We start from the raw sequence: 25432 nt of genomic DNA, 5'->3' as shown, positions 1-25432 counted from the left end.
TTATGGCTGTTCATCCGGGCTCCGGTTCTTGGCAGATTGGGTGTTTGGCGACTTCCAGTCTCTCAAACCCAACCCGGATGAACACCGGATACAACCTATTGAAGCATCACAGCTAGTTCGCCAATTCTTGGGTGCCTCTTCCGCTAGATCTCGGCAGCCGACCATGGTCTTGTCGGGTAGGAGGACGAGTCCGGCGGCCGCAGTCAATGAGCCAATTGACGTTCGCCGGCGAGTGCTGCCGCGCTTAGCACGCCCAAAAAAAAGCGGGGCGTCAACCTAGGTCAACGCCCCAAGAGTCAATCAGAAGGCACATTCGCGAGTCACGAATGACAGCAGTGGGCCGAGCTGATTGTGGAGGGTACGGTTCAATGCGGACTGCATCGATAAGTCATTGGAGCCCAGCCGCCAGCTTTTGACACCTATCAGAAGTTATAGTTTTGTAGGCGAGCAGTCTCTGCAGTGGCTCAACCACCGCCTCGAACCGTTGGGAAGTTCGCGGAGCGCCACGAGCGACAAAGACAGTTTGAACTCGTACTTCGTCGCGAACTCAAGGCACCGGCCCATTGCGTCTTTCCGAAGCGGCTCATGGCGAACTTCAAGCGACCGCCCTCCACGCTTGACGAATCAGACAGCCACGAATACTTTGATTCAGCGGATGGCAGACTCTGGAACGCGATAGGAGTTGCACCTCTACGAAGGGCGCGCAACTGATTTGACGCGCTCTGACTCGCCAGCCAATGGTCGTTGCCGGTCGAGAGCGGCGCGTCATGCCAGTGCCAACGCAAACGCTCGAGGAACCTCGTCGCGGCTGCAGAACTGTCGTCCAACGCCTCAGACGGAGCTCAGCAGAGCCATCCTCCGCGCGGCAGGTCGTCGTCGCAGCCAAGAAGGACGGTGTAGATGAAGCTAAACATGCTGAAATCTCCTGCAGATGCGCCCCCATCGAGCGACGAAGGCGATTTCAGCAGGAAGACTCCAGCTTGAGAGCTATCAGAAGTTATAGTCTTAACGGGGGTGAGCGCTCAAATCAATCCCAAGGATTGAGCCTTTAGCACCGCTTGATGCTTAGAGGTGACGCCCAATTTCACGCGTGCGTTTTGCAGATGAAAGTTGATCGTGGCCTCGGCACTGTGAATTTCGGCGCCGATGACCTTCGCGCTCTTTCCCTGCATCGTCATGCGCAAGATCAGCTGCTCTTTTGGACTGAGTGCGACGTCAGTCAGCGGCTTGCCAAACAGACGCAGGGCCGTTTCTTGGGCATGAACAACGAGCAATTGCAAGTCGCCCAGCATCCGCATTAATTTGGCTTCGGATTTCGGGAGCGCAGGCTCACGATCGAGCCCGAGCACAAAGTGACGCTGGCCTGGCAGATGCAAGGCGACAGAAATTCCGCTCCTGTAACCAAACTGGGCTTGTTCCTCCCAGAGGTCGGCGGCCGCTTCACGAACATATAGGCTCTGGTCATAGATCACCGGCACGCTCAATGTTTTCAAGCGCTGCATAACTGGGTCGCGACTGTAACTATCCGAGTCTTTGTACGCAGCAAGGTAGGCCGACGGCGTGTTGCCAAGTCGCACAACTTGAGCTGGCCCGTTGGGCATGTCAGTGACGACCAATGCGCTCACCAAGCCAAACTCCATCTCATTCGCGAGATCGATGAGTTGCCTCTGAAAGCTGTCGCCATCAGCGGCCTGTGACAGGTCGAGCAAGCGCTGGAGTCGCATGAGTCTCAGTGTACTCACGGATCACAACTACAACATTTGATAGTAGCGAGGCGGCGGGAGGCGGCCGCACACTAAGGATTCCTAACACCAACATCACTCAGGGTTATGGCAATCCTCAGCAGTACGATCAGCGCGTGGGAGCCTTTCGAGGCCAGCCTTCTCGAATGGCGACGTCTGTGCAAGCGCATGGAGTGCTTGGACAGCAGTCAGGGGATCGATGCCGAGAGCGATCGCACACATCTCGGCGAGGTGTTGTGGGGCATCGAAGTCAAGGATTCCGGCAGCACCCCCCGGATGCTGGGTGTGTGCTGGGAGTGGCGTGAGGTGATCCCCAACGTGGTGGCGCTTTCCAATCCGTTGGGCATCCAGTCCAACGTCCGATTGAAGGACGAGACGGGGGCGCTCGTCACGCCAGCGAAGCTGATTCTTCACCTCAACGCGGCGGTTAGCGGATTCCGCTGGCAGGGGCGCCTGGTTCGGGACGCCGGCGTGCATCGAGACATGGCCGCGTAGCCACGGACCCGCTCAAAAGCCTGCGCGGCGGCAGTTGCAATACTTACGTAGATGACGTTGTGTTGCGATTGCTTGCACTTTTGACGCCGGCGTCGAGGCCTCAAGCCGGGCGGGTCGCGGCCTCGAGATCGGCAAGCCAGTGGATCGCCTGCGCGGCATCGTCTCCGCACATTTCCCTCGACGGCAGCAAACCGCCACAAAAGGCAGGTCGTTCGGGGCGACCAAAAATGCGGCAGCGCATCTCTTCATCGAGCTGCACGCACGGCACGCCGGCCGGCTTGCCCTGCGGCATGCCGGGAATCGGGCTCGTGATGGACGGCGCGATGCAGCAGGCGCCACAGCGGGGCCGGCAGGCGTCGTCCGGGCCCTTGGTGGCACTAGACGGGGCGAGAACGATCGGCGGCATCGCCCGATTGTCCTCTTGGGTGGCGCGTTGCCGCCAGCCCGCCTAAAATCCGGGTTCCCCCACCCGTCTCCGACCGCGCGCGATTGCCTGAATCCCGCGGTCCGTCGCAGCGCGGGTCCTCCTCTCGATCCGGCCGCGATGGTTCGGGTCATGCGCAGTGAGTCATCGGTGATCTATCCCCAGGAATTCGACGTCATCGTGGTCGGCGGCGGCCATGCCGGCACCGAAGCCGCGCTGGCTGCCGCCCGCATGGGCAGCGCGACGCTGCTGTTGACGCACAACATCGAGACGCTGGGTCAGATGAGCTGCAACCCGTCGATCGGCGGCATCGGCAAAGGTCACCTCGTCAAGGAGGTCGACGCGCTCGGCGGTGCGATGGCGGCGGCGACGGACGAATCGGGTATCCAGTTCCGCATCCTCAATGGTTCGAAGGGACCGGCCGTGAGGGCGACGCGCGCGCAGGCGGATCGCATCCTCTACAAGGCGGCCATCCGGCGCCGGCTCGAGAGCCAGCCCAACCTGTGGTTGTTCCAGCAGGCCGTGGACGACCTGGTCATCGAGTCGGTGGACGGGGTCGACCGGGTCACGGCGGCCGTCACGCAGTCCGGCATCACCTTCCGGGGCCGCACCGTCGTGCTGACGGCGGGGACGTTCCTGGACGGCAAGATCCACATGGGCCTGCAGAACTACAGCGCCGGGCGCGCGGGCGATCCGCCGGCGCAGCGGCTGTCGGCGCGCCTGAAGGAGCTGAAGCTGCCGCAGCAGCGCCTCAAGACCGGCACGCCGCCGCGCATCGACGGCCGCTCGATCGACTTCTCCCAACTCGCGGAGCAGCCCGGCGACGGCATGCCGGACGCCGACGGCAAGGTCACGACGTCGATGCCGGTGATCAGCTTCATGGGCACGGCCGCGCAGCATCCGCGCCAGATGCCGTGTTGGGTGACGTCCACGAATGCGCGCACGCACGAGATCATCCGCTCCGGTTTCGATCGCAGCCCGATGTTCACCGGCGTCATCGAAGGGGTGGGGCCGCGCTACTGCCCGAGCATCGAGGACAAGGTCAATCGTTTCGCCGACAAGGATTCGCACCAGATCTTCCTGGAGCCCGAGGGCCTGACGACGCACGAGTTCTATCCGAACGGCATCTCGACGTCGCTGCCGTTCGACGTCCAGCTGGCGGCGGTGCGCTCGATGGCCGGCTTGGCCAACGCGCACATCCTGCGACCGGGCTATGCAATCGAATACGACTACTTCGACCCGCGCGAACTCAAGAGCACATTCGAGACGCGTGCGATCAGCGGGCTGTTCTTCGCCGGCCAGATCAATGGCACGACCGGCTACGAAGAAGCGGCGGCGCAGGGGCTGTTCGCCGGCGTGAACGCGTCGCTGCGCGCCAGCGAACGCGCCGACGGCTTCGTCCTTCGGCGCGACCATGCCTACCTGGGGGTGCTGGTGGACGACCTGATCACCAAGGGCGTGACGGAGCCGTACCGGATGTTCACCAGCCGCGCTGAATTCCGGCTGCAGCTGCGAGAGGACAACGCAGACCTGCGGCTGACCGAGCTCGGACGCGAACTCGGCCTGGTCGACGATGCCCGCTGGACTCACTTCAACCGCAAGCGCGACGCGCTGGCACGGGAGACCGAGCGGCTGCGTTCGACCTGGGTGCATCCGAACAACCTGCCGGCGGCCGACGCCGAACGGCTGCTCGGCAAGGCGCTGGAACACGAGCACTCGCTGGCCGACCTGCTGCGGCGTCCGGGCATCGACTTCGACACGCTCGTCGCCGCAACCGCGATCGCGCGTCCGAACGTCGATGTTTCACGTGAAACACTGACGCAGGAACTCGGTCCGCAACTGGCAGGCGAGGTCATCGAGCAGCTCGAAATTGCCACCAAGTACGCCGGCTACATCGACAAGCAGAACGAGGAAGTGACGCGAGCACAGAGTTTTGAAGAGCTCGCGCTGCCCGCCGAGCTCGACTACGACCAAGTCACCGCGCTGTCTTTCGAGGTTCGCCAGAAGCTCAACCAGCATCGCCCGCAGACCCTCGGCCAGGCGACCCGTATCTCCGGGGTGACGCCGGCGGCGATCTCGCTGCTGCTGGTGCATCTGAAGAAGAAGCGCTTCAAGGGCTTCTCAAGCGCCAATACCGTCCCCACTCAACATGCCGCTTGAATACGGCGACCCGTCGCGACTGGACGGGCAACTCGAGGCACTGGCCCCTCGGCTCGGCCTGACGCTGACAGCGATCGACCGCGGGCGGTTGCTGGCCTACATGGCCCTGATCCAGCGCTGGACCAAGGTCTACAACCTGACGGCCGTCCGCAACACCGGCGAGATGTTCACGCACCACCTGCTCGACTGTCTGGCCGTGGTCACGCCGCTGCGTGAGGGCGCAGGCACCGCAGGGCAGGGCGCGCTGCGCGTGCTGGACGTCGGCAGCGGCGCCGGGCTGCCGGGGGTGATCCTCGCGTCGCTGAACCCGGCGTGGCAGGTCACCTGCATCGACGCCGTTGCGAAGAAGGCGGCCTTCATCCGCCAGGCCGCGGCCGAACTCGGAATCCCGAATCTCCACGGCGTCCACGGCCGTGTCGAAGTCGCGGGGACGTTCAAGACGCCCGAGTTCGACCTGATCACGTCCCGCGCGTTCGCGTCGATCCACGACTTCACGACGCTGACTCGACCACTGCTGGCGCCGCGAGGCCACTGGGCCGCGATGAAGGCGAATCTCTCGACCGAAGAGCGGGCCGACATTCCCGCCGATGTCGAAATGTTCCACGTGGAACAACTCGACGTGCCTGAATTGAACGAAAAGCGCTGCCTGGTGTGGTTGAGGCCGCAGCAACCCGCTGTCGGCGCGGGCGACTAGCCCCGACAATAGCGCCAGGCATTTCCTCCCATCAGCGCTTTTCACGGTCATCCATGGCGAGAATCTATTGCATCGCGAACCAGAAGGGCGGCGTCGGCAAGACCACGACGACCGTGAACCTGGCCGCCGGACTGGCACTCGTGGGACAGCGCGTCCTGCTTGTCGACCTCGATCCGCAGGGCAACGCGACGATGGGCTCCGGCGTCAACAAGCGCGACCTGCCGCTGACGGTCTACGACGTGCTGCTCGAAAGCGCGACGATTCCGGAAGCCGCCCAACGCTCCACCAGTGGCGGCTATGACGTCCTGGGCGCCAACCGCGAACTGGCCGGCGCCGAGGTCGAACTGGTCGCGCTGGAGCGTCGCAACGAACGTCTGCGCCGCGCGCTCAAGGCGGTCGACGACCAGTACGACTTCGTGCTGATCGATTGCCCGCCGTCGCTCAACCTGCTGACCCTCAACGGTCTGTGCAGCGCGCACGGCGTCATCGTCCCGATGCAGTGCGAGTACTTCGCGCTGGAGGGCGTGTCCGACCTCGTCAACACCATCCGCCAGGTCCACGCCAACCTGAATCGCGACCTGGAGCTGATCGGCCTGCTGCGGGTGATGTTCGATCCGCGCATCACGCTGCAGGTCAACGTCAGTGACCAGCTGAAGGCGCACTTCGGGGACAAGGTGTTCAACACCGTCATCCCGCGCAATGTCCGCCTGGCCGAGGCTCCGAGCTATGGCCAGCCCGGCGTCGTGTGGGATCCGGCTTCACGTGGAGCCGTCGCGTTCATCGAGTTCGCCAGGGAAATGGTCGAGCGCGAAAAGCATCCGGCAACCGCCGAGCTGCGCTGACCCCGCCGGCCCGTCAGGGCTCGATCGTGGGATCGCGCAGCAAGTCGCGCAGCGGCCCGAACGTCCATGAGCGCAACGCCATCACGGCGGTGAAGCCCCGCTTGTGAGCGGGCGCAAGGCGCTGGTCGGCCAGGTGTTGCTGGGCGAAATCCTGCGCGATTCGCTGCAGTCGCTCCTGGAACACCTTGGCCATGGGCAGGCTGATGTGGCCGTGCACCAGGCTCACCATTTCGCTCTCGCCGTTGAAGCCGCCGGAGAAATAGTCGACGACGCCGTGGTCGCGGAAGAACTGCATCACCGGGCCGTTGGCGCGCCAACGGAAGGTCTTGGCGACCTTCAGCCGATAGCGGTTGAGCGGCTTCAGTTCGATGATGCCCAGCCGGTCAAGCTGCGTCAGGTGCTTCACGGCCTCGGCGTCGGTGAAGGCGTACATGGCCATGATCTGCTCGTACGGCCACTGGCTCAATGCGCACAGCGCCATCACGAGCAGGCGCCTGTCGGCGACCACCGCATGCTCCTGCTCCAGCGTCAACTCGTCGCGCAGCAGCTCCAGGTCGGCCACCTTGCGCGCCAGCTCGGAGAAGTCGCACTTGAGCACGCGGCAGATCTCGTCGATGCGCTTCAGCGGCATGTCGCCCTTGGCAAACATGCGCTTGACGCTGGACTCGGCCAGCCCGAGCTCCCGCGCCAGGTCGGCGTAGGTCAGGCGGGCGAGCTTGAGCTCGCTCTTGAGGACATTGACGATCTCGACGGTGGTGCTCATGTGCAGCGGCTGAAAGTATTCATGGACGATACCTTACGACGCGAGTCGAGGCACTCGTCGCAATCCCGTTGCCCGGCAGTCCGCAGGTGCGCAACATCGCCACCTCTCCACTGCGATTGCTTCACGTGAAACCTCCGTCTGCCATCCGCTGCCGCCTCGCAGCCATCTCTGCCGCCATCTTGCTGACCGTCAGCGCCAACGTGCAGGCCGAGTCGTCCGGCGAACTCAGCGAGGCCTCGCTGGTGCCCGTCGCGATTTCCGTCGCGCTGCCGGTCATCCTCGTGGCCGGCGTCGGCTCGATCGTGGTCACCGGCGTCGAGGCGAGTGCGGAAGGCACCGTGTGGATCGTCGAGAACGTCGCCGACGGCGTGAAGGGCAGCATCTGCTTTGCCGGGAGGGTGGTCGGCACCGCGGCCGTGGCGGTGGGCACCGTCGTCGTCGTCACCGCCGTCGCGACCGGCATGGTGCTCAGCAACGCCGGCCGGGTGATCGCGTTCATTCCGAACGAGGTCGGCCGCTCGCTGTCGTACAACCAGCGGGTGTCGCGATGAGCGCCGCCCGACGCCTGATTCGCGCGCTGATCGCCGCCCTGGCGATCGCCACCGCCACGGTAGCGACCGCCGGCCAGACCTGCGACAACGCGCCGCCCGACACCGTCAGCATGACGCGTGCGCTAGGCTTGGCCGAGCGCCTGCAGCAGAGCCTGGACGCCAGCGGCGCGCAGGTGGTGATCGTCGCGCGCGCGGGACAGGACTTGCGCAAGTACGGCCTCAACTGGTCGCACCTCGCATTCGCCTACCGGGAGGACACGCCGCCGCCGCAAGCGTTCACCAGCCGTTCCGCCGTCATGGGCCAGATCGGCGTGCCGTCGACCGACGGCCTGATCGTGCGGCCGACGACGCGAGGCACCTGGCGCATCGTCCACAAGCTCAACCAATGCGGCACCGCGGACGCCGCCGTGTTCCGCCAGGGCCTCGCCGAGTTCTTCCTCGATCGCCCGTTCCGTTACGAGGCCGCCTACGTCGTGCCGGCGCCCGAGGTGCAGGCCGCCCTGATGCAGGTGCTGGCCGACGACCAGCGCCTCGTGCAATGGCACACGCCGGCCTACAGCGTCGTCGCCTATCCCTGGTCGACGAAGTACCAGCAGAGCAACCAGTGGGCCCTCGAGACACTGGCTGGCTCGCTCGACCCGGCCGCCAGCACGCGCGAGCGCGCGCAGGCCTGGCTGCAGCTGCACGATTACCAACCCACGGTGCTGCACATCGACGCGCTCACGCGCCTGGGCGGACGCATCACGCGCGCCAACGTCGCGTTCGACGACCACCCGAACGCCAAGCGCTTCAGCGACCACATCGAGACGGTGACCGTCGAATCGATGTTCGCGTGGATGCAGCGCACGCAGATCGCCGGCCCGCCCACCGTCGTGCGCTGAGCGCGGACATACGCCCGCAAATCGAGGGTGACGCCGCAGGCGCTCGCGCCGGCCTGCGGCTACAGTTCCGCCAACCGGCGCTCAGCGTCACAGGAAGCCGTTCCCATGAGCCAATCCCACCCCAGCCAGTTCGCGCTCCTGCGGCAGCGTCGATTCGCGCCGTTCTTCTGGACGCAGTTCTTCGGCGCGGGCAACGACAACGTCCTGAAGTTCGCGTTCACGGTGCTCGTCACCTACCAGCTGCAGGTCTCGTGGCTGCCGTCCGACAAGGCCGGGCTCGTCATCAGCGCGGTGTTCATCCTGCCGTTCGTGCTGCTGTCGGCCACCAGCGGCCAGCTGGCCGACAAGTACGACAAGGCCTCGATGATGCGCTTCATCAAGTCCTTCGAGATCCTCATCATGCTGCTGGCGCTCTGGGGCTTCGTCGGCCAGCTGGTGCCGGTGCTGCTGCTGTGCCTGTTCCTGATGGGCGTGCACTCCACGCTGTTCGGCCCGGTCAAGTACGCCTACCTGCCGCAGCATCTCAACGACCAGGAGATCACAGGCGGCAACGGCATGGTCGAGATGGGCACGTTCGTCGCGATCCTGCTGGGGCAGTTGGCGGGCGGGCTGCTGGTGGTCGTGCCCGGCATAGGGCCGGAGCTCGCCGGCGGCGCCTGCCTGGCTATCGCCGTGATCGGCCGACTGACGGCGCAGGCGATCCCGCCGACGCCCCCGCACGACGCCGTGCTGAGGATCAACTGGAACCCGGTGTCCGAGACCCTGCGCAACCTGCGGCTGGCGCGCACCGACATCGTCGTGTTCCGATCGCTGCTGGGCATCTCGTGGATGTGGTTCTTCGGCGCAACCTTCCTGTCGCAGTTCCCGTCCTTCGCCAAGGACGTGCTGCACGGAGACGTCCACGTCGCGTCGCTGCTGCTCGTGCTGTTCTCGGTGGGCGTGGGCATCGGCTCGCTGATGTGCGAGATGCTGTCGCGACGGCAGGTGGAGATCGGGCTGGTGCCGCTGGGCGCGATCGGCATGAGCGTCTTCGCGGTGGACCTGTATTTCGCTGTCCACCATCTCGCGGCGCCGGCCGCCGAGCTGTGGACGCTGGCGGGCTTCCTGGGCCAGGGCCAGCACGTGCGGCCGATGATCGATCTGTTCATGCTGTCGTTGAGCGCCGGGCTCTACAGCGTGCCGATGTACGCGTTGATCCAGATGCGAGCGCTTCCTAGCCACCGCGCTCGCATCATTGCTGCGAACAACATCCTCAACGCGCTGTTCATGATCGCCAGTTCGCTGATCGCCGGCGCGCTGCTGCACTTCGGCGTCAGCATCGGCGGCGTCTTCCTGATCACGGGCATCGCCAACGCGCTCGTCGCGGGCTACATCTTCTGCCTGGTGCCCGAGTACCTGTTGCGCTTCATCGCCTTCGTGCTGACGCGCACCGTGTACCGCTTCCGCATCCAGGGCGACACCAACATCCCGACCACCGGCCCCGCCATCATCGTGTGCAACCACGTGAGCTTCGTCGACCCGGTGCTGCTGATGGCGGCCAGCCCGCGGCCGATCCGCTTCCTGATGGATTCGCGCATCTTCCGCACGCCGGGTCTGGGCCTGTTCTTCCGCCTCGCCAAGGCGATCCCGATCGCGCCGAAGAACGAGGATCCCGCGGCCTACGACGCCGCGTTCGTGGCCGCCGACCAGGTGCTGGCCGAAGGCGACCTGCTGGGCATCTTCCCGGAAGGCGGCATCACCGACGACGGCACGCTCAAGCCGTTCAAGGGCGGCGTGATGCGCATCCTCGAGCAACGTCCGGTGCCAGTGATCCCGCTGGCGTTGCAGAACCTGTGGGGCTCGTTCTTCTCGAGGGTCGAAGGCACGGCGATGAGCAAGCCGTTCCGCCGCGGCCTGTTCAGCCGCGTCGGCCTGAACGTGGGCCGCGGCATCGCGGCCGAGGCCGTCACGCCCGAGGCCCTGCACCACGAGGTTGGCCAACTGCTCGCGACCAAGGTCGTCTGACCGGCGCGCGACCGATCGCCGCTCAGCGCGACGGCCAGCGCGCGCGCACGCGCAGCGCCCACGCGCGCGCGGCAACCCAGCCCGGCGATTCCACCAGGCTGGCGACGATGCGTGTCTTCCAGGCGATCCAGCGGCCGTGCATCCGCGCGAACCATCCCAGGCGCATCAGTTGCGGCTGCGTCAACAGGTACAGGCGGGCGACCAGCGCGGTGCCGAGCAGCTTGGCGACGACGAGCACCGCCAGTCCCAACGCCACGCGGCCGAGCGCGACGAACCAGAGCGCGGCCAGCTTGATCGGCAGCAACGCGAGCGCCGGCACGAACAGCACGGCGAGCGCGACGCGCGGGCCGAGCGCGGCGATGCGCCGTTCGAGGCGTGCGACGACGGACCAGCGCGCCAGTTGCCCAAGCGCCCGCGCGAGCGGAAGCCAGCCCCATTGTTCGAACAGGATCAACAACGCGACCGCGCCGCGGCCGACGGTCTTGAGCGCGGTCCAGACGGGGTGCGGCGGGCCAGTCATGCGAAGCCAGCTTACCCGCACGGTGGCGCGGCCGCCACGCTGCTCATCATTAACGATCACTTAACAGTGTGACGCCCCGGCATCGCCTACCATCGTCGCTTTTGGCTCAACCTCCCATCATGCAGAAACGCTTCAACGTCTCCGCGTCCGCGCACACCCTAGTCGCGGGCGCCCTGACGGCCGCCACGCTCGCCGCACTCACCGCCTGCGGCGGCGGCGGCGGCGGCAACTCCGCCACCGCCACGGTGAGTTCGATGACCGTCGCGGCCACGAAGTACGGCACGCCGGCGCTCGTCACCATCGTCGGCACGAACCTCAGCAATCTCAACCTGCAGGCCAGCGGCTGCAAGAACGCGACGCGCCTGACCGCGGCGCCCACTGCCAGCTCGGACACCACCGCGTACTTCTCGTGCACGCCGTCCGGCGCCTATTCGAGCACCATCCTCGCGGTGTCCAACGGCGGCACCATCGCGCAGCAGCCGCTCACCGTGCTGCCGCCGATCGTCACGATGACCGTCACGGGCGGCCCGAGCGGCAGCATCAACGGCACGATCGTCTTCAATTTGAAGGGCAACGTCGCGCCGATCACGGTCGACAACTTCCTGGCGTACGTGAATTCGGGCACGAGCCCCACCAACGGCTTCTACGCCGGCACGATCTTCCATCGCGTGGTGGACTTCAACAACCCGCAAGCGGGCCCCGAATACGACGTCATCCAGGGCGGCACCTACGGCGCCGCGACCAGCGGCACGCTGCCGGCCGCCAAGGCGGGCACGTTCGCACCGATCGCACTCGAGACGACGGGCGGAACCAACGTGCAATGGACCGCGGCGATGGCCCGCACCGCCGCGGCGAACTCGGCCACCTCCGGCTTCTTCTTCAACGTGAAGAACAACTCGGCGGCCTTCGACACGACCTCCGGCCCCGGCTACGCCGTGTTCGCCGACGTCAGCGGCAGCCAGGCGATCCTCACGCAGATCGCCGCGATCGCTCAGGGCGGCACCAGCGTCTGCCCGACCCTCGTCGGGATCAACGACGGCTCGTGCGTGCCGGTGCCCAACGTGACGGTCATCTCGGCCGCGCAGACGCAGTAAGCCTGCCAGAGGCCATCGAAGGCGCCTGTTCGACGGAGGTCGAGCAGGCGCTTTTTTTCGGGTCGCTAGACCCCGCGCGCGCGATCGCGCGCGAAGCTCACCTGGAACTCGGCGAAGCGACCTTCGTCGAGCGACGCGCGCACCTCGCGCATCAGGTTCAGGTAGTAATGCAGGTTGTGGATGGTGTTGAGCATCGGGCCCAGCATCTCGCCGCAGCGATCCAGGTGGTGCAGGTAGGCTCGGCTGAAGTTCTGGCAGGTGTAGCAGGCGCAGCTCATGTCCGCGGGCGACTCGTCGCTCTTGTGGCGCGCGTTGCGCACCTTCAGGTCGCCGAAGCGCGTGAACAGGTGGCCATTGCGCGCGTTGCGGGTGGGCATGACGCAGTCGAACATGTCGACGCCGTGCCTGACGCCGTAGACCAGGTCCTCCGGCGTGCCCACGCCCATCAGGTAGCGCGGCTTGTGCGCGGGCAGGCGATGCGGCGTGTGGGCGACCAGGCGCTGCATGTCCTCCTTGGGCTCGCCCACCGAGACACCGCCGATCGCGTAGCCGGGGAAATCCATCGCCACCAGCGCGTCGAGCGAGAACTCGCGCAGCGACTCGAACATGCCGCCCTGCACGATGCCGAACAGCGCATTCGGGTTCTCGAGACGCGCGAACTCGTCGCGGCAGCGCGCGGCCCAGCGCAGCGACAGCTCCATCGACAGCCGCGCCTCGCGCTCGGTCGTCAGCACGCCCTTGGTCTCGTACGGCGTGCATTCGTCGAACTGCATGACGATGTCGGAGTTGAGCACCGTCTGGATCTGCATGCTGATCTCGGGCGTCAGGAACAGCTTGTCGCCGTTGACGGGCGATGCGAAGCGCACGCCTTCCTCGGAAATCTTGCGCATCTCGCCGAGCGACCACACCTGGAAGCCGCCGGAGTCGGTGAGGATGGGGGCCTTCCAGCCTTCGAACTTGTGCAGGCCGCCGAACTGCGCCATCACGTCGAGGCCGGGCCGCATCCACAGGTGGAAGGTGTTGCCCAGGATGATCTGCGCGCCCATTTCCTCGAGCGAGCGCGGCAGCACGCCCTTGACCGTGCCGTAGGTGCCCACCGGCATGAAGACCGGGGTCTCGACGACGCCTTGGTTCAGCGTCAGGCGCCCGCGGCGCGCGTGGGCGTCGGTGCCCAGGATCTCGAATTTCAACATCCGCGTATTGTCGCCGCCCCAACGGAAACGGGCGGCGCGATCGTGTCGCGTCGCCCGCGGGGGCTCTCGTTTCGAGTGCGGATGCTCAGGACATCCGCCGACCGGGTCAGCCGAGGTCGCCGACGACCAGCTTGTGGGTCTGGCGCCATTGGGCCAGCTCGGCCTTGACGTCGGCGCGGGTGCGACCGGCCATCTGCGTCTGCGGCACGACCGTCACGACCGGGGCGTCCGCGCGCTCGCCGACGGCGTTCAGCTGGCCGTCGGCCTTCAGGTTGCGCGTCTCGGCAACCACCGACGCGCGGGTGCGACCGGCGTTGTCGGCCTGGGCGGCAGCGGCCGCGAGGCTCTTGCCTTGCAGGTTCTCGCTGCGGTCGATTTCCTGCGACATCGCGCCCACGGCGGTGACGGCGAGCAGGGCGGCGGCGATGACTTGACGGACTTGCATGATGAACTTCTTTCTTCAACGGTTTTGAGGATGTCCGGAGAATCGCCTTGAGGGCTTTCACCGGGCCTCGGTGACGCGTGGGTGTGTGCGCTTCATCGATGTATTCACTGTATTCCTGAGGACTTCGGGGATAAAGAAGCGACCGTAGAATTGTTTATTCCCGTTTCGGAAAGAATCAGATGGATCAGCTTCGCGCCATGCGGGTGTTTTCCCGCGTCATCGATGCCGGCGGTTTCGCCAAGGCTGCCAACGCGCTCGACATCGCACCGGCCGTCGCGACCCGCCTGGTCGCCGAGCTCGAGGAGCACCTCGGCGCCCGCCTGATCAATCGCACGACGCGCCGCCTCGCGCTGACCGATGTCGGCGAGGAGTACCTGGAACGCGTGCGCAGCATCCTGAGCGAGGTGGACGACGCCGAGGCCGTCGCCGGCATCGCGACGGCCGAGGCGCGCGGCCGGCTATGCGTGCTGGTGCCGCCCGGCTTCGCCGTGCACCAGCTCGCCAAGCACCTGCCGCGCTTCCGCGCGCTGCACCCGAAGGTGTCGCTGGAGCTCACCGTGTCGGCGTCGGTGGAGACGCCGGACGAGAACCACGACGTGACGATCATCGTGCAGCGCGCCAAGCCGATCGAAGGCGCGTTCATCGCGCGTCGCATCGCCACGGCGGAAGTCGTGCTGTGCGCCACGCCGGAATACCTCGACCAGCACGGCCGCCCCCGGCATCCGCGCGACCTCGCCAGCCACGACACGCTGATGCCGATCCCGCCCAGCGAGCAGCGCGAACTGACCTTCACCCCGGCGTGGGGCGGCGGCGACCCGGAGTTGGTGGAGCTGCAGAAGCTGCCGCCGCTGATGACGATGCACAGCGACACGCTCTACGCCGCGGCGCTCGCCGGCATGGGCATCGCCGGCCTGCCGTCCTTCATGGCCGAGGATGCGTTGATGGAGCAGGCGCTGGAGCGCGTGCTGCCGCAATGGCACATGCGCACGGTGACGCTGTTCGCCGCGATGCCCACGCGCAAGCACGTGCCGATGCGCACGCGCGCGTTCGTCGACTTCCTGCTGGCCACGTTCGGCCAGAACCAGCGCGATCCGTGGCTCGCGGCCGCGGGTTGCGAGAGCTGCTGATCAGGCCGCCGGATCGACGCGATCGAGCAGCATCGCGTCGCCGTAGCTGAAGAAGCGGTAGCGCTGCGCGATCGCGTGCGCGTACAGCGCGCGGATGCGCTCCATGCCGGAGAACGCGCTCACCAGCATCATCAGCGTGCTCTTGGGCAGGTGGAAGTTGGTCACCAGGCGGTCGACAACCTGGAACTGGTAGCCCGGCGTGATGAAGATGCGCGTCTCGCCCGGGCCGGCCCGCAGCGACCCGGGCGAGCCGGCCTGGGTCGCGGCGGTGGCGGCCGACTCGAGCGCGCGCACGGTGGTCGTGCCGATCGCGACGACGCGCCCGGCCGCGGCGCGCGCGCGCAGCACGGCGTCGACGGTGGCCTGCGGCACGTCGAACCACTCGGTGTGCATCTGGTGCTGGCCCAGATCCTCGCTGCGCACCGGCTGGAAGGTGCCCGCGCCCACGTGCAGCGTGACGCGTGCCGACTGCACGCCGCGCGCCGCGATCTCCGCCAGCAGCGCCTCGTCGAAGTGCAATGCCGCCGTGGGCGCGGCCACGGCGCCGGGGCGGTCGGCGAAGACGGTCTGGTAGCGCCGCACGTCGTCGGCCTCGTCGGCGTGCGCGATGTAGGGCGGCAACGGCACGTGGCCGTGCTGTTCGAGCAGCGCGAAGACGTCGCCCGGGAAGCGCAGGTGGAACATCGAGTCCTCCGGCCCGCAGCGCCCGAGCACCTGCACCTCGAACGCCGTGCCGGCGGCCGCGTCGCCGAACGTGAGCGCGCTGCCCGGCTTGGGCGACTTGCTGGCGCGGATGTGGGCCCAGGCGTCGTTCGGCGGCAGGACGCGCTCGACCAGCACCTCGACGCCGCCGCCCGTGGCCTTGGCGCCGAACAGCCGCGCCTTGATCACGCGGGTGTCGTTGAACACGAGCAGATCGCCCGGGTTCAGCAGGCGCGGGAAGTCGCGGAAGATCCGGTCGGTGAACGGAGTGGTCGTGCCGTCGAGCAGGCGCGAGGCGCTGCGCTCGGCCGCCGGGTGCTGCGCGACCAGCTCGTCGGGCAGCTCGAAATCGAAGTCGCCGAGGCGAAAAGGGCCGGAAGGCGGCGGCAGGTGGACGGCGTCGCGAGTCATCGCGACATTGTCGCCGCGACGGCGATCAGTTCGCGGCGTGGGCGGCGACGGTGTCCTGCGGCGCGTCGGACTTGTCCCAGGCCCACGCGAAGGCCAGGCTCACGCCGAAGACGGCAACCATCAGGAACACGAAACGGGCAATGAGGCGCATGTTGAGCTGCAGGTCCGGCGCTCGTCGAGCGAGGCAGGACGTTATGGAGAAAAAGCCGCTGGGCGGCAGCCGATATTTTCAGGCAACTATCGAGCCGGGTGGGTATCGGCTTGTACGTGCGTGTTCGGAATCGTTCGATTCGCCCGCTTTGCTCGCCAGGAAAACAACACGGCAGGCGCGAGAATCGCGACCATGTCGAACCAGCCCGTCGCCGAAGACTCGCGCGAGCCCGCCGCGAAGGCGGAGCTCTCGGCACCGCAGCGCGCGCTGCTGCGCCTCGGGCTCGTGCGTCCGATCGATCTCGCGCTGCACCTGCCGCTGCGCTACGAGGACGAGACGCAGGTCACGACGATCGCGCGCTCGCGCACCGGCGAGAAGGTGCAGGTCGAGGGCGTCGTCGTCGAGTCGCGCGTCGAGCTGCGGGGCCGGCGCCAGTTCGTGGTCAAGATGACGGACGAGTCGCAGGCCGAGCTGGTGCTGCGCTTCCTCAACTTCTATCCGTCGCACCAGAAGACGCTCGCGCCGGGGCAGCTGGTGCGCGTGCGCGGCGAGATCCGCGGCGGCTTCCTCGGCCGCGAGATGGTGCACCCGACGTTCAAGGCCGTGACGCCCGGCGCGCCGCTCGCGTCGTCGCTGACGCCGGTCTATCCGACCACCGCCCAGCTGCCGCAGCCCTACCTGCGCAAGGCGATCGCCGGCAGCCTGGGGCGCGCGCCGCTGCAGGAGGTGCTGCCGCCGCAGGTCGTGCCGGCGGGGCTGCCGTCGCTGCGCGCGGCCGTCGAGACGCTGCACCATCCGCCGGCGGACGTCTCGCTGCACGCGCTGGAGGACGGCAGCCATCCGGCGGCGCAGCGCCTGAAGTTCGAGGAGCTGCTCGCGCAGCAGATCTCGCAACTGGCCTCGCGCGCGGAACGCGCGCTGCTGCGCGCGCCCGAGATCGCGCCGCGCGCCGGCGGCCTGCACGAGAAGCTGCTGGGCGTGCTGCCGTTCGGCCTGACCGGGGCGCAGCGTCGGGTCGTCGACGAGATCACCGCCGACCTCGCCGGCCCGCGGCCGATGCACCGGCTGCTGCAGGGCGACGTGGGCGCCGGCAAGACCGTCGTGGCCGCGCTGGCCGCGGCGGTCGCGATGGACGCCGGCTGGCAGTGCGCGCTGATGGCGCCCACCGAGATTCTCGCCGAGCAGCACTTCGCCAAGCTCGTGCAGTGGCTGGAGCCGCTGGGCATCGAGGTCGCCCGGCTCAGCGGCAGCCGCAAGGGCAAGGCGCGCGCGAAGGCCATGGCGCAGGCGGCCAGCGGCTCGGCCAGGCTCGTCGTCGGCACCCACGCCGTCATCCAGGAGGGCGTCGAATTCGCCCGCCTGGGGCTGGCCATCGTCGACGAGCAGCACCGCTTCGGCGTCCAGCAGCGGCTGGCGCTGCGTCGCAAGCTGGCCATCGAGGGCCTGGAGCCGCACCTGCTGATGATGACGGCCACGCCGATCCCGCGCACGCTGGCGATGACCTACTTCGCCGACCTCGACGTCAGCACGATCGACGAGCTGCCGCCCGGGCGCACGCCCATCGTCACGCGCGTGTTCGCCGACACGCGGCGGCCGGAGATCGTCGAGCGCATCCGCGACGAGATCGCCGCCGGACGCCAGGTCTACTGGGTCTGCCCGCTGATCGAGGAGTCTGAGGACGCCGAGAACGCCGCCGCCGAACACGCGGGCAAGGCCGAGGCGCTGACGCTGCAGAACGTGACCGACACCCACGCCGCGCTGGCCGAGACGCTGCCGGGCATCGGCGTCGGCCTGCTGCATGGCCGCATGAAGCCGGCCGACAAGGCCGCCGTGATGGCGCGCTTCAAGGCCGGCGAGCTGCCGGTGCTCGTGGCCACCACCGTCATCGAGGTGGGCGTGGACGTGCCCAACGCCAGCCTGATGGTGATCGAGCACGCCGAGCGCTTCGGCCTGGCGCAGCTGCACCAGCTGCGCGGCCGGGTGGGGCGGGGCAGCGCCGCCAGCGTCTGCGTGCTGCTCTATGCGCCGCCGCTGTCGATGATCGGCAAGGAGCGGCTGAAGGCGATGGCCGAGACCACCGACGGCTTCGAGATCGCCCGGCGCGACCTGCAGATCCGCGGCCCGGGCGAGTTCATGGGGGCGCGCCAGTCGGGCGACCAGCTGCTGCGCTTTGCCGATCTCGAGGAGGACGCGCCGCTGCTGGCGCACGTCCGGCAAGTGGCGCCCGAGCTGCTCGCGCGGGCGCCGGGCGCGGCGTCGGCCCACGTCGAACGCTGGCTGGGCGGCAAGCTCGAATGGATGAAGGCCTAGAAATGACTGCCCCACGGTCGCTGGCGCTCCCTGCCCCCGAGGGGCCGCCGCGAGCGGCCCGGCAGAGCCGGTTCCGCCGCTCCCTTGAACTTCGGGCGTCAGTCCCAGCGGCAGCGCCGGCAGCCTCTCCAATCCCCGGCTTGCGGTATCGGCCCACGAATCGTGGAGCGGGTCAATACGGGTCCCCTGTTTACGTTCGGAATCATCACAATAGCGCCATGACACTCACCGAGCTGCGCTACATCGTCGCGGTCGCCCGCGAGCGCCACTTCGGCCGCGCGGCCGAGGCGTGCTTCGTGTCGCAGCCCACGCTGTCGGTGGCGATCAAGAAGCTCGAGGAAGAGCTCGACGTCAAGATCTTCGAGCGCGGGAGCAACGAGGTCAGCCTGACCGTGCTGGGCACCGCGATCGTGCGCCAGGCGCAGAGCGTCATCGAGCAGGCCGCGGCGATCAAGGAGATCGCCAAGCGCGGGCAGGATCCGCTGTCCGGCGCGCTCAAGCTGGGCATCATCTACACGATCGGCCCGTACCTGCTGCCGCAGCTCGTGCGCCACGCCATCGAGCTGACGCCGCAGATGCCGCTGATGCTGCAGGAGAACTTCACCGTCAAGCTGCTCGACATGCTGCGCACCGGCGAGCTCGATTGCGCGATCATGGCCGAGCCCTTCCCGGACAGCGGCCTGGCCATCGCGCCGCTGTACGACGAGCCGTTCATGGTCGCCGTGCCGCGCACGCATGCGCTCGCCGGCGAGACGTCGATCTCGTCGGAGCGCCTGAAGCAGGAGACGATGCTGCTGCTGGGCACCGGCCACTGCTTCCGCGACCACGTGCTGGAGGTGTGCCCGGAATTCGCGCGCTTCTCCAACGACGCCGAGGGCATCCGCAAGAGCTTCGAGGGCTCGTCGCTGGAGACAATCAAGCACATGGTGGCATCCGGCATGGGCGTGACCGTGGTGCCGAGGCTGTCGATCGCGCACGGCATGGACGACCCGCAGTCGCACGCGCTCGTCACCTACATCCCGTTCGAGGCGCCGGTGCCCACGCGCCGCGTCGTGCTGGCCTGGCGGCGCAGCTTCCCACGCTACGAGGCCATCGCGGCGCTGCGCAACGCGGTCTACGCCTGCGCGCTCGAGGGCGTGACCCGACTCTCGGACTAGCGCCCTGGAACCCGCTTTCGTCTCCCTCGCGCGACATGCCCTGGGCATGCGCGTCGCGCTGTCGCTGCTCGTGCTGCCGCTGATGGCGGACGCCGCGCCGGCCTCGCAGGCCATACCCGATGTGGTATCCGAAGCGGCATCGCCCGCCGGTGTCGCGGCGGCGCCGGCCGGCCCGGCCTCGACGCCTCCGCCACGCGTGATCCACGTCGTGGGCGCCGACAACTACCCGCCCTACCTGTTCCGCGACGAGGACGGCCGCCCCGCGGGCCTGGTGGCCGACGAGTGGGCGTTGTGGGAGAAGAAGACCGGCGTGCACGTCGACCTGCAGCCGGTCGACTGGGCCGACGCGATGCGCCGGGTGGCCAACGGCGAGGCAGAGGTCATCGACACGATCTTCTGGTCGTCCGAACGCGCGCGCACGATGGACTTCACCGCGCCGTTCGCCGACGTGCGCGAGCCGATCTACGCCGAGAGCAGCGTCAAGGGGCTGGTCGACCTGCACTCGCTCAAGGGCTTCCACGTGGCGGCGCTGTCGGGCGACCTGTGCATCGACCGCCTGCGCGCCGGCGGCGTCACGCTGATCGATACCTATCCGAGCTACCAGAGCCTGATCGCCTCGGCGGTCGCCGGCGGCCCGAAGATCTTCTGCATGGACGGCCCCTCGGCCGAGTACTACCTGTACAAGGCCAACGCGTCGCAGCGCTTCCGCGAGGCGTTCGTCATGTACTACGGCCACATGCACCGCGCGGTGCGGCGCGGCGACTCGGGCACCCTGTCGCTGATCGAGAAGGGCTTCGACCAGATCTCGCCCGGCGAGAAGAAGGCGCTGGAGGACAAATGGTTCGGCGCGCCGCTGGTGGGCGAGCGCTGGCTGCGGGCCTTCGTGATCGCGCTGGCGGCGCTCGCGCTGGCCGCGGTCGTCGCTGTGCTGTGGGGCCTGGCGATGCGCCGCGCGGTGCGCGACAAGACGGCCGAGATCGACAGCCAGGCCCGGCGCCTGCGCACGCTGATCGACACGCTGCCCGACCTGGTCTGGTTCAAGGGCCTGGACGGCAAGTTCCTCGCCTGCAACGTGCGCTTCGAGCGCTTCATCGGCGCGCCCGAGAACGAGCTGCTCGGACATCCCGCCAGCGCCTTCCTGCCGGCCGCCGTCGCCGCCGAGTTCGCCGCGGCCGACCAGCGCGCGATCGAGGTGCGCGCGCCGGTGCCGCACCAGTTCACGCTGACCTACGCGCACGACGGCCACCAGGAGCTGGTGGAATCGCTGCACACGCCCGTGTTCGGCTCGCACGGCGAGCTCACCGGCGTGCTGAGCATCGGCCGCGACGTCACGCAGCGGCGCGACGACGAGCGCCACCTGCGGCGCCTCAATCGCCTCTACCAGGTGCTGACCAACGTGCACGCGGCCATCGCGCGCGAGCGCGCGCCCGAGCCGCTGTTCGCGGCGGTCTGCCAGATCATGGTGCGCGACGGCGGCCTGCGCATGGCCTGGATCGGCCGCCCCGACACCGACGCCGGCGAGCTCGTGCCCGTCGCCTGGGCGGGCAAGACCGGCGACTACCTCGATCCGCCGCACGCCTCGCTGGCCGAAGGCCCGCGCGGGCTGGCGCCCAGCGTGCAGGCGTTCCGCGAGGGCCGCGCGATGCACTCCACCGACATCGGCAGCGACCCCGGCATGGCCACCTGGCGCGAGGGCGCGCTGGCGCTCGGCTACCGGTCGTCGTCGGCCTATCCGCTGAAGTCGCGCGGCCGCACCGTGGGCGTGTTCACGATGTACTCGTCGGCCATCCAGTTCTTCGACGCGGGCGAGCTCGCGCTGCTGGAACGGCTGTCGGAGGACATCGGCCGCGCGCTCGAAGGCTACGAGCTGGCCGAGGAGCGCGAGCAGGCCATCAACGACCTGCGCGACAGCGAGGCCCGCTTCTCGACGATGTTCCGCATGAGCCCGTCCGGCCTCGGCCTGGCGCGCTACGACGACAAGCGCTACCTCGAGGTCAACGACGCCTTCATCTCGATGTTCGGCTACGGCCCGGACGAGGCGATCGGCCGCAACGGCCTGGAGCTCGACACCTGGGTCGACATCAAGCTGCGCGGCGAGGCGATGGCCGCGCTCGAGCGCGACGGCGAGGTGCGCAACATCGAGGCGCCGTTCCGCACGCGCTCGGGCGACATCTTCCATGCGTCGTTCTCGGCGATGCGGGTGTCCATCGGCGGCGAGGACCTGGTGCTCGCCTCGTACTTCGACCTCACCGCCCAGCGCCTGGCCACGCGCACGCTGGAGGACCGCAAGCTCGAACTGGAGCGCATCGTCTCGCAGCGCACCGCCGAACTGAGCCGCGTGCTCGACGCGATGCCCGACCGCTACTTCCGCATGCGCCAGGACGGCACGGTGGTCGACTTCCGCATCGGCCGCGAGGAGGACATGTATACCCAGACCGCCAACCTGCTGGGCCGGCGCATCGACCAGCTGCTGCCGTCGCCGGCCTCCGACGCGCTGCACTCGGCCATCGCCGAGGCCATCGCCACCAAGGACATCGTCGTCGTCGAATACGCGCTGCCGTTCCCCGAGGGCGAGCGCTACTTCGAGGCGCGCACGCTGCCGCTGGGCACCGACCAGGTGATCATGTTCGTGCGCAACATCACCGACCGCCACTCGCTGGAGGCCGATCGCGAGCGCGCGCGCCTGAACGCGGTGGCGCTCGCCAACGCCAAGAGCGAGTTCCTCGCCAACATGAGCCACGAGATCCGCACGCCGCTCAACGGCCTGCTCGGGCTGGCGCAGATCGGCCAGCGCGACACCGCCGACCCGCGCACCGCGGCCAACTTCGCCGCCATCCTCAACTCGGGCCGCCTGCTGCTGGGCATCGTCAACGACGTGCTGGACTTCTCGAAGATCGAGGTCGGCAAGCTGCGCGTGGAGCAGCGGCCGATCTCGCCGCACGCGCTCGCCGAGGAGGCCGTGGCGCTGCTGCGCGATCGCGCGATCGAGAAGCACATCGCGCTCGAGCTGACCTTCGACCCCGCGCTGCCCGATCGCTGCATGGGCGACGCGCTGCGCACCCAGCAGGTGCTCGTCAACCTGCTGTCCAACGCGATCAAGTTCACCGAGACCGGCAGCGTCGGCGTGTGGGCCGGACTCGAGACCGGACCCGAGGGCGTGCGCATGGTCTATCGCGTCGCCGACACCGGCATCGGCATCGCGCCCGAGCAGCTGGCGCACCTGTTCGACGCCTTCCAGCAGGCCGACACGTCCACCACGCGACGCTTCGGCGGAACCGGCCTGGGCCTGGCGATCAGCAAGCGGCTGGCGGAGCTGATGGGCGGCGCCGTGCAGGTGCGCAGCGAGCCGGGCGTCGGCAGCGTGTTCGAACTGCGGCTGCCGTGGATCCCGGCCGCCGGCACGCCGCCGGAGCTCACGCGCGACTCGTCCTGGGCCGACAGCCCGCGCCGCCTCGACGGCGTGCGCGTGCTCGTCGCCGAGGACAACGAGGTCAACCAGATCGTGCTGGAACGCGCGCTCGAGATCGAGGGCGCCGACACGACCATCGTCGGCGACGGCCGCCAGGCGGTCAACCGCGTGCTGGCCGACGGCCGCGAGTCCTACGACGTCGTGCTGATGGACATCCAGATGCCCGAGATGGACGGCTACGAGGCCACGCGCCGCATCCTCGAGCTCGCGCCCGACCTGCCGGTGATCGGCCAGACCGCGCACGCGATGCTCGACGAACGCCGCGAGTGCCTGGCCGCCGGCATGGTCGACCACATCGCCAAGCCGATCGACTTCCGCCAGCTCGTCGACATGATCGTGCGGCACATCGCCTGAAGCTTCGTGCGCGTCGGGATGACGCGCGCCGGCCTCTTCCTAACGGAATCCTGACGCCGCCATATGCGGCCCATACGGCCGCTCCGGTCTAGTCACGTCATGCGCCGACACGAGGCGCGCTCTGACGAGGCGAACGACATGGCTGACAGCAACGACACCGCACCCCGGCACGGCCTGGGCGCGCAACTGTGGGGCGCGGTGAAGGACGCCCTGATCGACGAGGACCCGGTCGCGGCGGCGCGCCGCGCCAAGCTGCAGGGCACGCGGACGCCGGCCGACAAGCCGGCCGCGCCCGATGCGGCGCCGGCGGCGATGTCGCCGATGGCGCAGGCGCTGATGGCGCAGGTGCTGTCGAAGGCCACGGCCTACACGGCGCTGACCGACAAGCTCGCGCCGCTGGAGGCCATCGTGCTGGACGAGCGCACGCGATACCAGGCGGCGTATGCGCTGATCAAGAGTTCGCGCAGCGTCGAGCAGGTGGTGCAGGCGATCGCCATGCAGCACGTGCCCGCGCTCGAGGCCGAGGCCGCGCGCTTCGGTGCCCAGCTCGAGGACAAGGAACGCCAGGAGATCGGCGCGCGCTCGCAGGAGCTGCAGACGCTGACGACCCACATCGAAGCGGCCGCCCAGCAGGTGGCCACCTTGCGTGCGGACACCGCGGCGCGCATCCAGCAGATCGAGGCGGCCGTCGCGCGCGACCGCGAGCGCCAGGCGCAGCTGACGCAGGAAATCGACGGCAAGCGCCACGAGCTCGCCGGCGTGCAGCGCCAGTTCGACGCGGCCGCGAAGTCGGTGGCACAGGCGCTGGACGCCGCCAAGGCGACCGTGCTGCGCCACCTGGGCTGAACAACGAAAGGAGAAATCATGAACGACCTCATTCCCACCGACTACAAGCCGCGCAGCTTCTGGGAGCGCAAGGAAGGCGTGACCGGCCAGATCGTCGGCGTCGCGCTCGTGTGCGGGGCCGGCGCGCTGCTCTACCGCGCGCTGCCCACCATCATCGCGCTGCTGGAGAACACGGTCTACGCCGCCATCCTCGGCGTGGCCGCGGCCGCCCTGTTCTTCGTGATCACCGACCGCCGCTTCTGGCGCCTGGGCGCGTGGGCCTACATGAGCGCGATGCGTCGCCTCACGCAGGTCTTCGTCGAGATCGATCCGATCGGGATCATGCGCAACTACATCGAGGACCTGAAGAAGAAGCTGGCCGACATGAACGGCCGCATCTCGCGGCTGTCCGGAATGATCCGCGCCTGCAAGGAAGAGATCCGCCAGAACGACCAGGCCAAGAGCGGCGCGCTGGGCCTCGTGAGCGAGGCGAAGAAGAAGGGCCTGACGATGGTGGCGGCCGCGCAGTCGCGCAAGGCCGGCCGCATGGCCGAGGCCAACCTCAGCTACCAGGACCTGCTGGCCAAGATGGAGCTGCTGCATCGCGTGCTCGTGAAATACCAGGAGGTCTCGACCTTCCTCATCGAGGACATGACGCAGGAGGTGTCCATCAAGGAGCGCAAGCGCGCGATGGCCAAGGAGGCGTACTCCGCGATGAAGTCGGCGATGGCCATCATCCATGGCGACCCGAGCGCCAAGGAGCTCTACGACATGGCCAACGAGTACGTGGCCGCCGACTACGCGATGCGCATCGGCGAGATCGAGGACTTCGTGCGCATGTCCGACACCTTCATGCAGTCGATCGACCTGCGCAACGGCGTGTACGAACAGCAGGCCGTGCAGATGCTCGCCGACTGGGAGAGCAACGCCGACTCGATCGTGCTGGGCGACGCCAAGCGCCTGCTGATCGAGAACCACCCGGAGGGCGCCGCGCGTGAGACGCGCGGCAGCCCGACGCGACCCCGCAACACCGGCAGCGACACGCCGGGGCTCGACTGGTTCAACCCGTCCAGCAACTGAGTCAAACGTCAGCAACAACAACGCATCGAAAGGAATCA

Annotated in this window: 22 protein-coding genes; 14 read left to right on the top strand and 8 right to left on the bottom strand. The window is 68.0% G+C overall.

What is annotated here, in order from left to right; translation table 11 throughout:
• Positions 1-1022: 1022 nt before the first annotated feature.
• Positions 1023-1724, bottom strand: a complete 702-nt coding sequence (locus LPC04_RS24550; RefSeq protein ID WP_275684940.1) for a helix-turn-helix transcriptional regulator — start codon at positions 1722-1724, stop codon at positions 1023-1025.
• 105 nt (positions 1725-1829) lie between these two features.
• On the opposite strand from LPC04_RS24550, the gene LPC04_RS24545 reads away from it, so the two are divergent.
• Positions 1830-2237, top strand: coding sequence for a hypothetical protein (locus LPC04_RS24545; protein ID WP_275684939.1), 408 nt, complete (start codon positions 1830-1832; stop codon positions 2235-2237).
• A 100-nt stretch (positions 2238-2337) separates the two neighbouring features.
• On the opposite strand, the gene LPC04_RS24540 is transcribed toward LPC04_RS24545, so the two are convergent.
• On the bottom strand, positions 2338-2643 hold the full coding sequence (locus LPC04_RS24540) for a YkgJ family cysteine cluster protein (protein ID WP_275684938.1): 306 nt from the start codon (positions 2641-2643) through the stop codon (positions 2338-2340).
• Between the two features lie 168 nt (positions 2644-2811).
• Between LPC04_RS24540 and mnmG the strand changes: the two genes are divergently transcribed.
• Genes mnmG through LPC04_RS24525 form a run of 3 tightly spaced genes read left to right on the top strand, consistent with a single transcriptional unit; the run spans position 2812 to position 6357 of the window.
• On the top strand, positions 2812-4821 hold the full coding sequence (mnmG, locus tag LPC04_RS24535; protein ID WP_275684953.1) for a tRNA uridine-5-carboxymethylaminomethyl(34) synthesis enzyme MnmG: 2010 nt from the start codon (positions 2812-2814) through the stop codon (positions 4819-4821).
• Entirely contained in the window at positions 4811-5515 is a 705-nt protein-coding gene (gene rsmG / locus LPC04_RS24530; RefSeq protein WP_275684937.1) for a 16S rRNA (guanine(527)-N(7))-methyltransferase RsmG, read from the top strand. Before mnmG ends, rsmG begins: the two co-directional genes overlap by 11 nt.
• 53 nt (positions 5516-5568) lie before the next feature.
• A complete protein-coding gene (locus LPC04_RS24525) occupies positions 5569-6357 on the top strand; it encodes a ParA family protein (protein WP_275684936.1) in 789 nt (262 codons plus the stop codon).
• A 13-nt stretch (positions 6358-6370) separates the two neighbouring features.
• Here the strand turns inward: LPC04_RS24525 and LPC04_RS24520 are convergent, their stop codons facing one another.
• Positions 6371-7120 carry a helix-turn-helix domain-containing protein gene (locus tag LPC04_RS24520; protein ID WP_275684935.1) on the bottom strand — a complete coding sequence of 250 codons (750 nt, stop codon included), beginning with the start codon at positions 7118-7120 and terminating at the stop codon, positions 6371-6373.
• An 86-nt stretch (positions 7121-7206) separates the two neighbouring features.
• On the opposite strand from LPC04_RS24520, the gene LPC04_RS24515 reads away from it, so the two are divergent.
• The 3 genes from LPC04_RS24515 (at position 7207) to LPC04_RS24505 (ending at position 10556) form a co-directional block, all read left to right on the top strand.
• Positions 7207-7671 carry a hypothetical protein gene (locus LPC04_RS24515; protein WP_275684934.1) on the top strand — a complete coding sequence of 155 codons (465 nt, stop codon included), beginning with the start codon at positions 7207-7209 and terminating at the stop codon, positions 7669-7671.
• Positions 7668-8552 carry a DUF2145 domain-containing protein gene (locus LPC04_RS24510; RefSeq protein WP_275684933.1) on the top strand — a complete coding sequence of 295 codons (885 nt, stop codon included), beginning with the start codon at positions 7668-7670 and terminating at the stop codon, positions 8550-8552. The genes LPC04_RS24515 and LPC04_RS24510 overlap by 4 nt, the downstream gene beginning before the upstream one ends.
• Positions 8553-8657: 105 nt before the next feature.
• Positions 8658-10556: an MFS transporter gene (locus LPC04_RS24505; RefSeq protein ID WP_275684932.1), complete on the top strand. Its 1899-nt coding sequence runs from the start codon at positions 8658-8660 to the stop codon at positions 10554-10556.
• Positions 10557-10578: 22 nt separating this feature from the next.
• On the opposite strand, the gene LPC04_RS24500 is transcribed toward LPC04_RS24505, so the two are convergent.
• Positions 10579-11076, bottom strand: coding sequence for a hypothetical protein (locus LPC04_RS24500; protein ID WP_275684931.1), 498 nt, complete (start codon positions 11074-11076; stop codon positions 10579-10581).
• Positions 11077-11195: 119 nt separating this feature from the next.
• Between LPC04_RS24500 and LPC04_RS24495 the strand changes: the two genes are divergently transcribed.
• Positions 11196-12170 (top strand): peptidylprolyl isomerase, encoded by a 975-nt coding sequence (locus tag LPC04_RS24495; protein WP_275684930.1) that lies wholly within the window; start codon positions 11196-11198, stop codon positions 12168-12170.
• A gap of 65 nt (positions 12171-12235) precedes the next feature.
• Here LPC04_RS24495 and tgt read toward each other — a convergent pair whose 3' ends face one another.
• Both tgt and LPC04_RS24485 read right to left on the bottom strand, forming a co-directional pair.
• Positions 12236-13363 (bottom strand): tRNA guanosine(34) transglycosylase Tgt, encoded by a 1128-nt coding sequence (gene tgt / locus LPC04_RS24490; protein ID WP_275684929.1) that lies wholly within the window; start codon positions 13361-13363, stop codon positions 12236-12238.
• A gap of 106 nt (positions 13364-13469) precedes the next feature.
• Positions 13470-13808, bottom strand: a complete 339-nt coding sequence (locus LPC04_RS24485) for a DUF4148 domain-containing protein (protein ID WP_275684928.1) — start codon at positions 13806-13808, stop codon at positions 13470-13472.
• Between the two features lie 197 nt (positions 13809-14005).
• Here LPC04_RS24485 and LPC04_RS24480 point away from each other — a divergent pair, with 197 nt between their 5' ends.
• Positions 14006-14935: a LysR family transcriptional regulator gene (locus tag LPC04_RS24480; protein WP_275684927.1), complete on the top strand. Its 930-nt coding sequence runs from the start codon at positions 14006-14008 to the stop codon at positions 14933-14935.
• Here LPC04_RS24480 and queA read toward each other — a convergent pair whose 3' ends face one another.
• Both queA and LPC04_RS24470 read right to left on the bottom strand, forming a co-directional pair.
• Positions 14936-16048, bottom strand: a complete 1113-nt coding sequence (gene queA / locus LPC04_RS24475; RefSeq protein ID WP_275684926.1) for a tRNA preQ1(34) S-adenosylmethionine ribosyltransferase-isomerase QueA — start codon at positions 16046-16048, stop codon at positions 14936-14938. It abuts the gene before it with no gap.
• 25 nt (positions 16049-16073) lie between these two features.
• Positions 16074-16199 (bottom strand): hypothetical protein, encoded by a 126-nt coding sequence (locus LPC04_RS24470; protein WP_275684925.1) that lies wholly within the window; start codon positions 16197-16199, stop codon positions 16074-16076.
• A gap of 192 nt (positions 16200-16391) precedes the next feature.
• On the opposite strand from LPC04_RS24470, the gene recG reads away from it, so the two are divergent.
• The 5 genes from recG (at position 16392) to LPC04_RS24445 (ending at position 25394) form a co-directional block, all read left to right on the top strand.
• Entirely contained in the window at positions 16392-18509 is a 2118-nt protein-coding gene (gene recG / locus LPC04_RS24465) for an ATP-dependent DNA helicase RecG (protein ID WP_275684924.1), read from the top strand.
• A 218-nt stretch (positions 18510-18727) separates the two neighbouring features.
• Positions 18728-19666: a LysR substrate-binding domain-containing protein gene (locus LPC04_RS24460; RefSeq protein WP_275684923.1), complete on the top strand. Its 939-nt coding sequence runs from the start codon at positions 18728-18730 to the stop codon at positions 19664-19666.
• Between the two features lie 46 nt (positions 19667-19712).
• Positions 19713-23489 (top strand): PAS domain-containing protein, encoded by a 3777-nt coding sequence (locus LPC04_RS24455; RefSeq protein ID WP_275684922.1) that lies wholly within the window; start codon positions 19713-19715, stop codon positions 23487-23489.
• Between the two features lie 138 nt (positions 23490-23627).
• Positions 23628-24335: a hypothetical protein gene (locus LPC04_RS24450; RefSeq protein ID WP_275684921.1), complete on the top strand. Its 708-nt coding sequence runs from the start codon at positions 23628-23630 to the stop codon at positions 24333-24335.
• Between the two features lie 18 nt (positions 24336-24353).
• A complete protein-coding gene (locus tag LPC04_RS24445) occupies positions 24354-25394 on the top strand; it encodes a hypothetical protein (protein WP_275684920.1) in 1041 nt (346 codons plus the stop codon).
• Positions 25395-25432: the final 38 nt, after the last annotated feature.

The sequence above is a fragment of the Scleromatobacter humisilvae genome (assembly GCF_023231945.1).
Taxonomy (GTDB): domain Bacteria; phylum Pseudomonadota; class Gammaproteobacteria; order Burkholderiales; family Burkholderiaceae_C; genus Scleromatobacter; species Scleromatobacter humisilvae.
The sequence above is the reverse complement of the archived record's forward strand: the minus strand, read 5'-3'. Positions and strand labels throughout refer to the sequence as shown.

Excerpts from the sequence above, each read along its gene's own strand:
- LPC04_RS24445 (WP_275684920.1), top strand. The coding sequence starts at position 24,354 with ATGAACGACCTCATTCCCACCGACTACAAGCCGCGCAGCTTCTGGGAG.
- recG (WP_275684924.1), top strand. The coding sequence starts at position 16,392 with ATGTCGAACCAGCCCGTCGCCGAAGACTCGCGCGAGCCCGCCGCGAAG.
- LPC04_RS24485 (WP_275684928.1), bottom strand. The coding sequence starts at position 13,808 with ATGCAAGTCCGTCAAGTCATCGCCGCCGCCCTGCTCGCCGTCACCGCC.
- tgt (WP_275684929.1), bottom strand. The coding sequence starts at position 13,363 with ATGTTGAAATTCGAGATCCTGGGCACCGACGCCCACGCGCGCCGCGGG.
- LPC04_RS24500 (WP_275684931.1), bottom strand. The coding sequence starts at position 11,076 with ATGACTGGCCCGCCGCACCCCGTCTGGACCGCGCTCAAGACCGTCGGC.
- LPC04_RS24505 (WP_275684932.1), top strand. The coding sequence starts at position 8,658 with ATGAGCCAATCCCACCCCAGCCAGTTCGCGCTCCTGCGGCAGCGTCGA.
- LPC04_RS24545 (WP_275684939.1), top strand. The coding sequence starts at position 1,830 with ATGGCAATCCTCAGCAGTACGATCAGCGCGTGGGAGCCTTTCGAGGCC.
- LPC04_RS24520 (WP_275684935.1), bottom strand. The coding sequence starts at position 7,120 with ATGAGCACCACCGTCGAGATCGTCAATGTCCTCAAGAGCGAGCTCAAG.
- rsmG (WP_275684937.1), top strand. The coding sequence starts at position 4,811 with ATGCCGCTTGAATACGGCGACCCGTCGCGACTGGACGGGCAACTCGAG.
- LPC04_RS24455 (WP_275684922.1), top strand. The coding sequence starts at position 19,713 with ATGCGCGTCGCGCTGTCGCTGCTCGTGCTGCCGCTGATGGCGGACGCC.
- LPC04_RS24550 (WP_275684940.1), bottom strand. The coding sequence starts at position 1,724 with ATGCGACTCCAGCGCTTGCTCGACCTGTCACAGGCCGCTGATGGCGAC.
- LPC04_RS24525 (WP_275684936.1), top strand. The coding sequence starts at position 5,569 with ATGGCGAGAATCTATTGCATCGCGAACCAGAAGGGCGGCGTCGGCAAG.
- LPC04_RS24510 (WP_275684933.1), top strand. The coding sequence starts at position 7,668 with ATGAGCGCCGCCCGACGCCTGATTCGCGCGCTGATCGCCGCCCTGGCG.
- LPC04_RS24450 (WP_275684921.1), top strand. The coding sequence starts at position 23,628 with ATGGCTGACAGCAACGACACCGCACCCCGGCACGGCCTGGGCGCGCAA.
- LPC04_RS24470 (WP_275684925.1), bottom strand. The coding sequence starts at position 16,199 with ATGCGCCTCATTGCCCGTTTCGTGTTCCTGATGGTTGCCGTCTTCGGC.
- queA (WP_275684926.1), bottom strand. The coding sequence starts at position 16,048 with ATGACTCGCGACGCCGTCCACCTGCCGCCGCCTTCCGGCCCTTTTCGC.
- LPC04_RS24480 (WP_275684927.1), top strand. The coding sequence starts at position 14,006 with ATGCGGGTGTTTTCCCGCGTCATCGATGCCGGCGGTTTCGCCAAGGCT.
- LPC04_RS24495 (WP_275684930.1), top strand. The coding sequence starts at position 11,196 with ATGCAGAAACGCTTCAACGTCTCCGCGTCCGCGCACACCCTAGTCGCG.
- LPC04_RS24460 (WP_275684923.1), top strand. The coding sequence starts at position 18,728 with ATGACACTCACCGAGCTGCGCTACATCGTCGCGGTCGCCCGCGAGCGC.
- LPC04_RS24540 (WP_275684938.1), bottom strand. The coding sequence starts at position 2,643 with ATGCCGCCGATCGTTCTCGCCCCGTCTAGTGCCACCAAGGGCCCGGAC.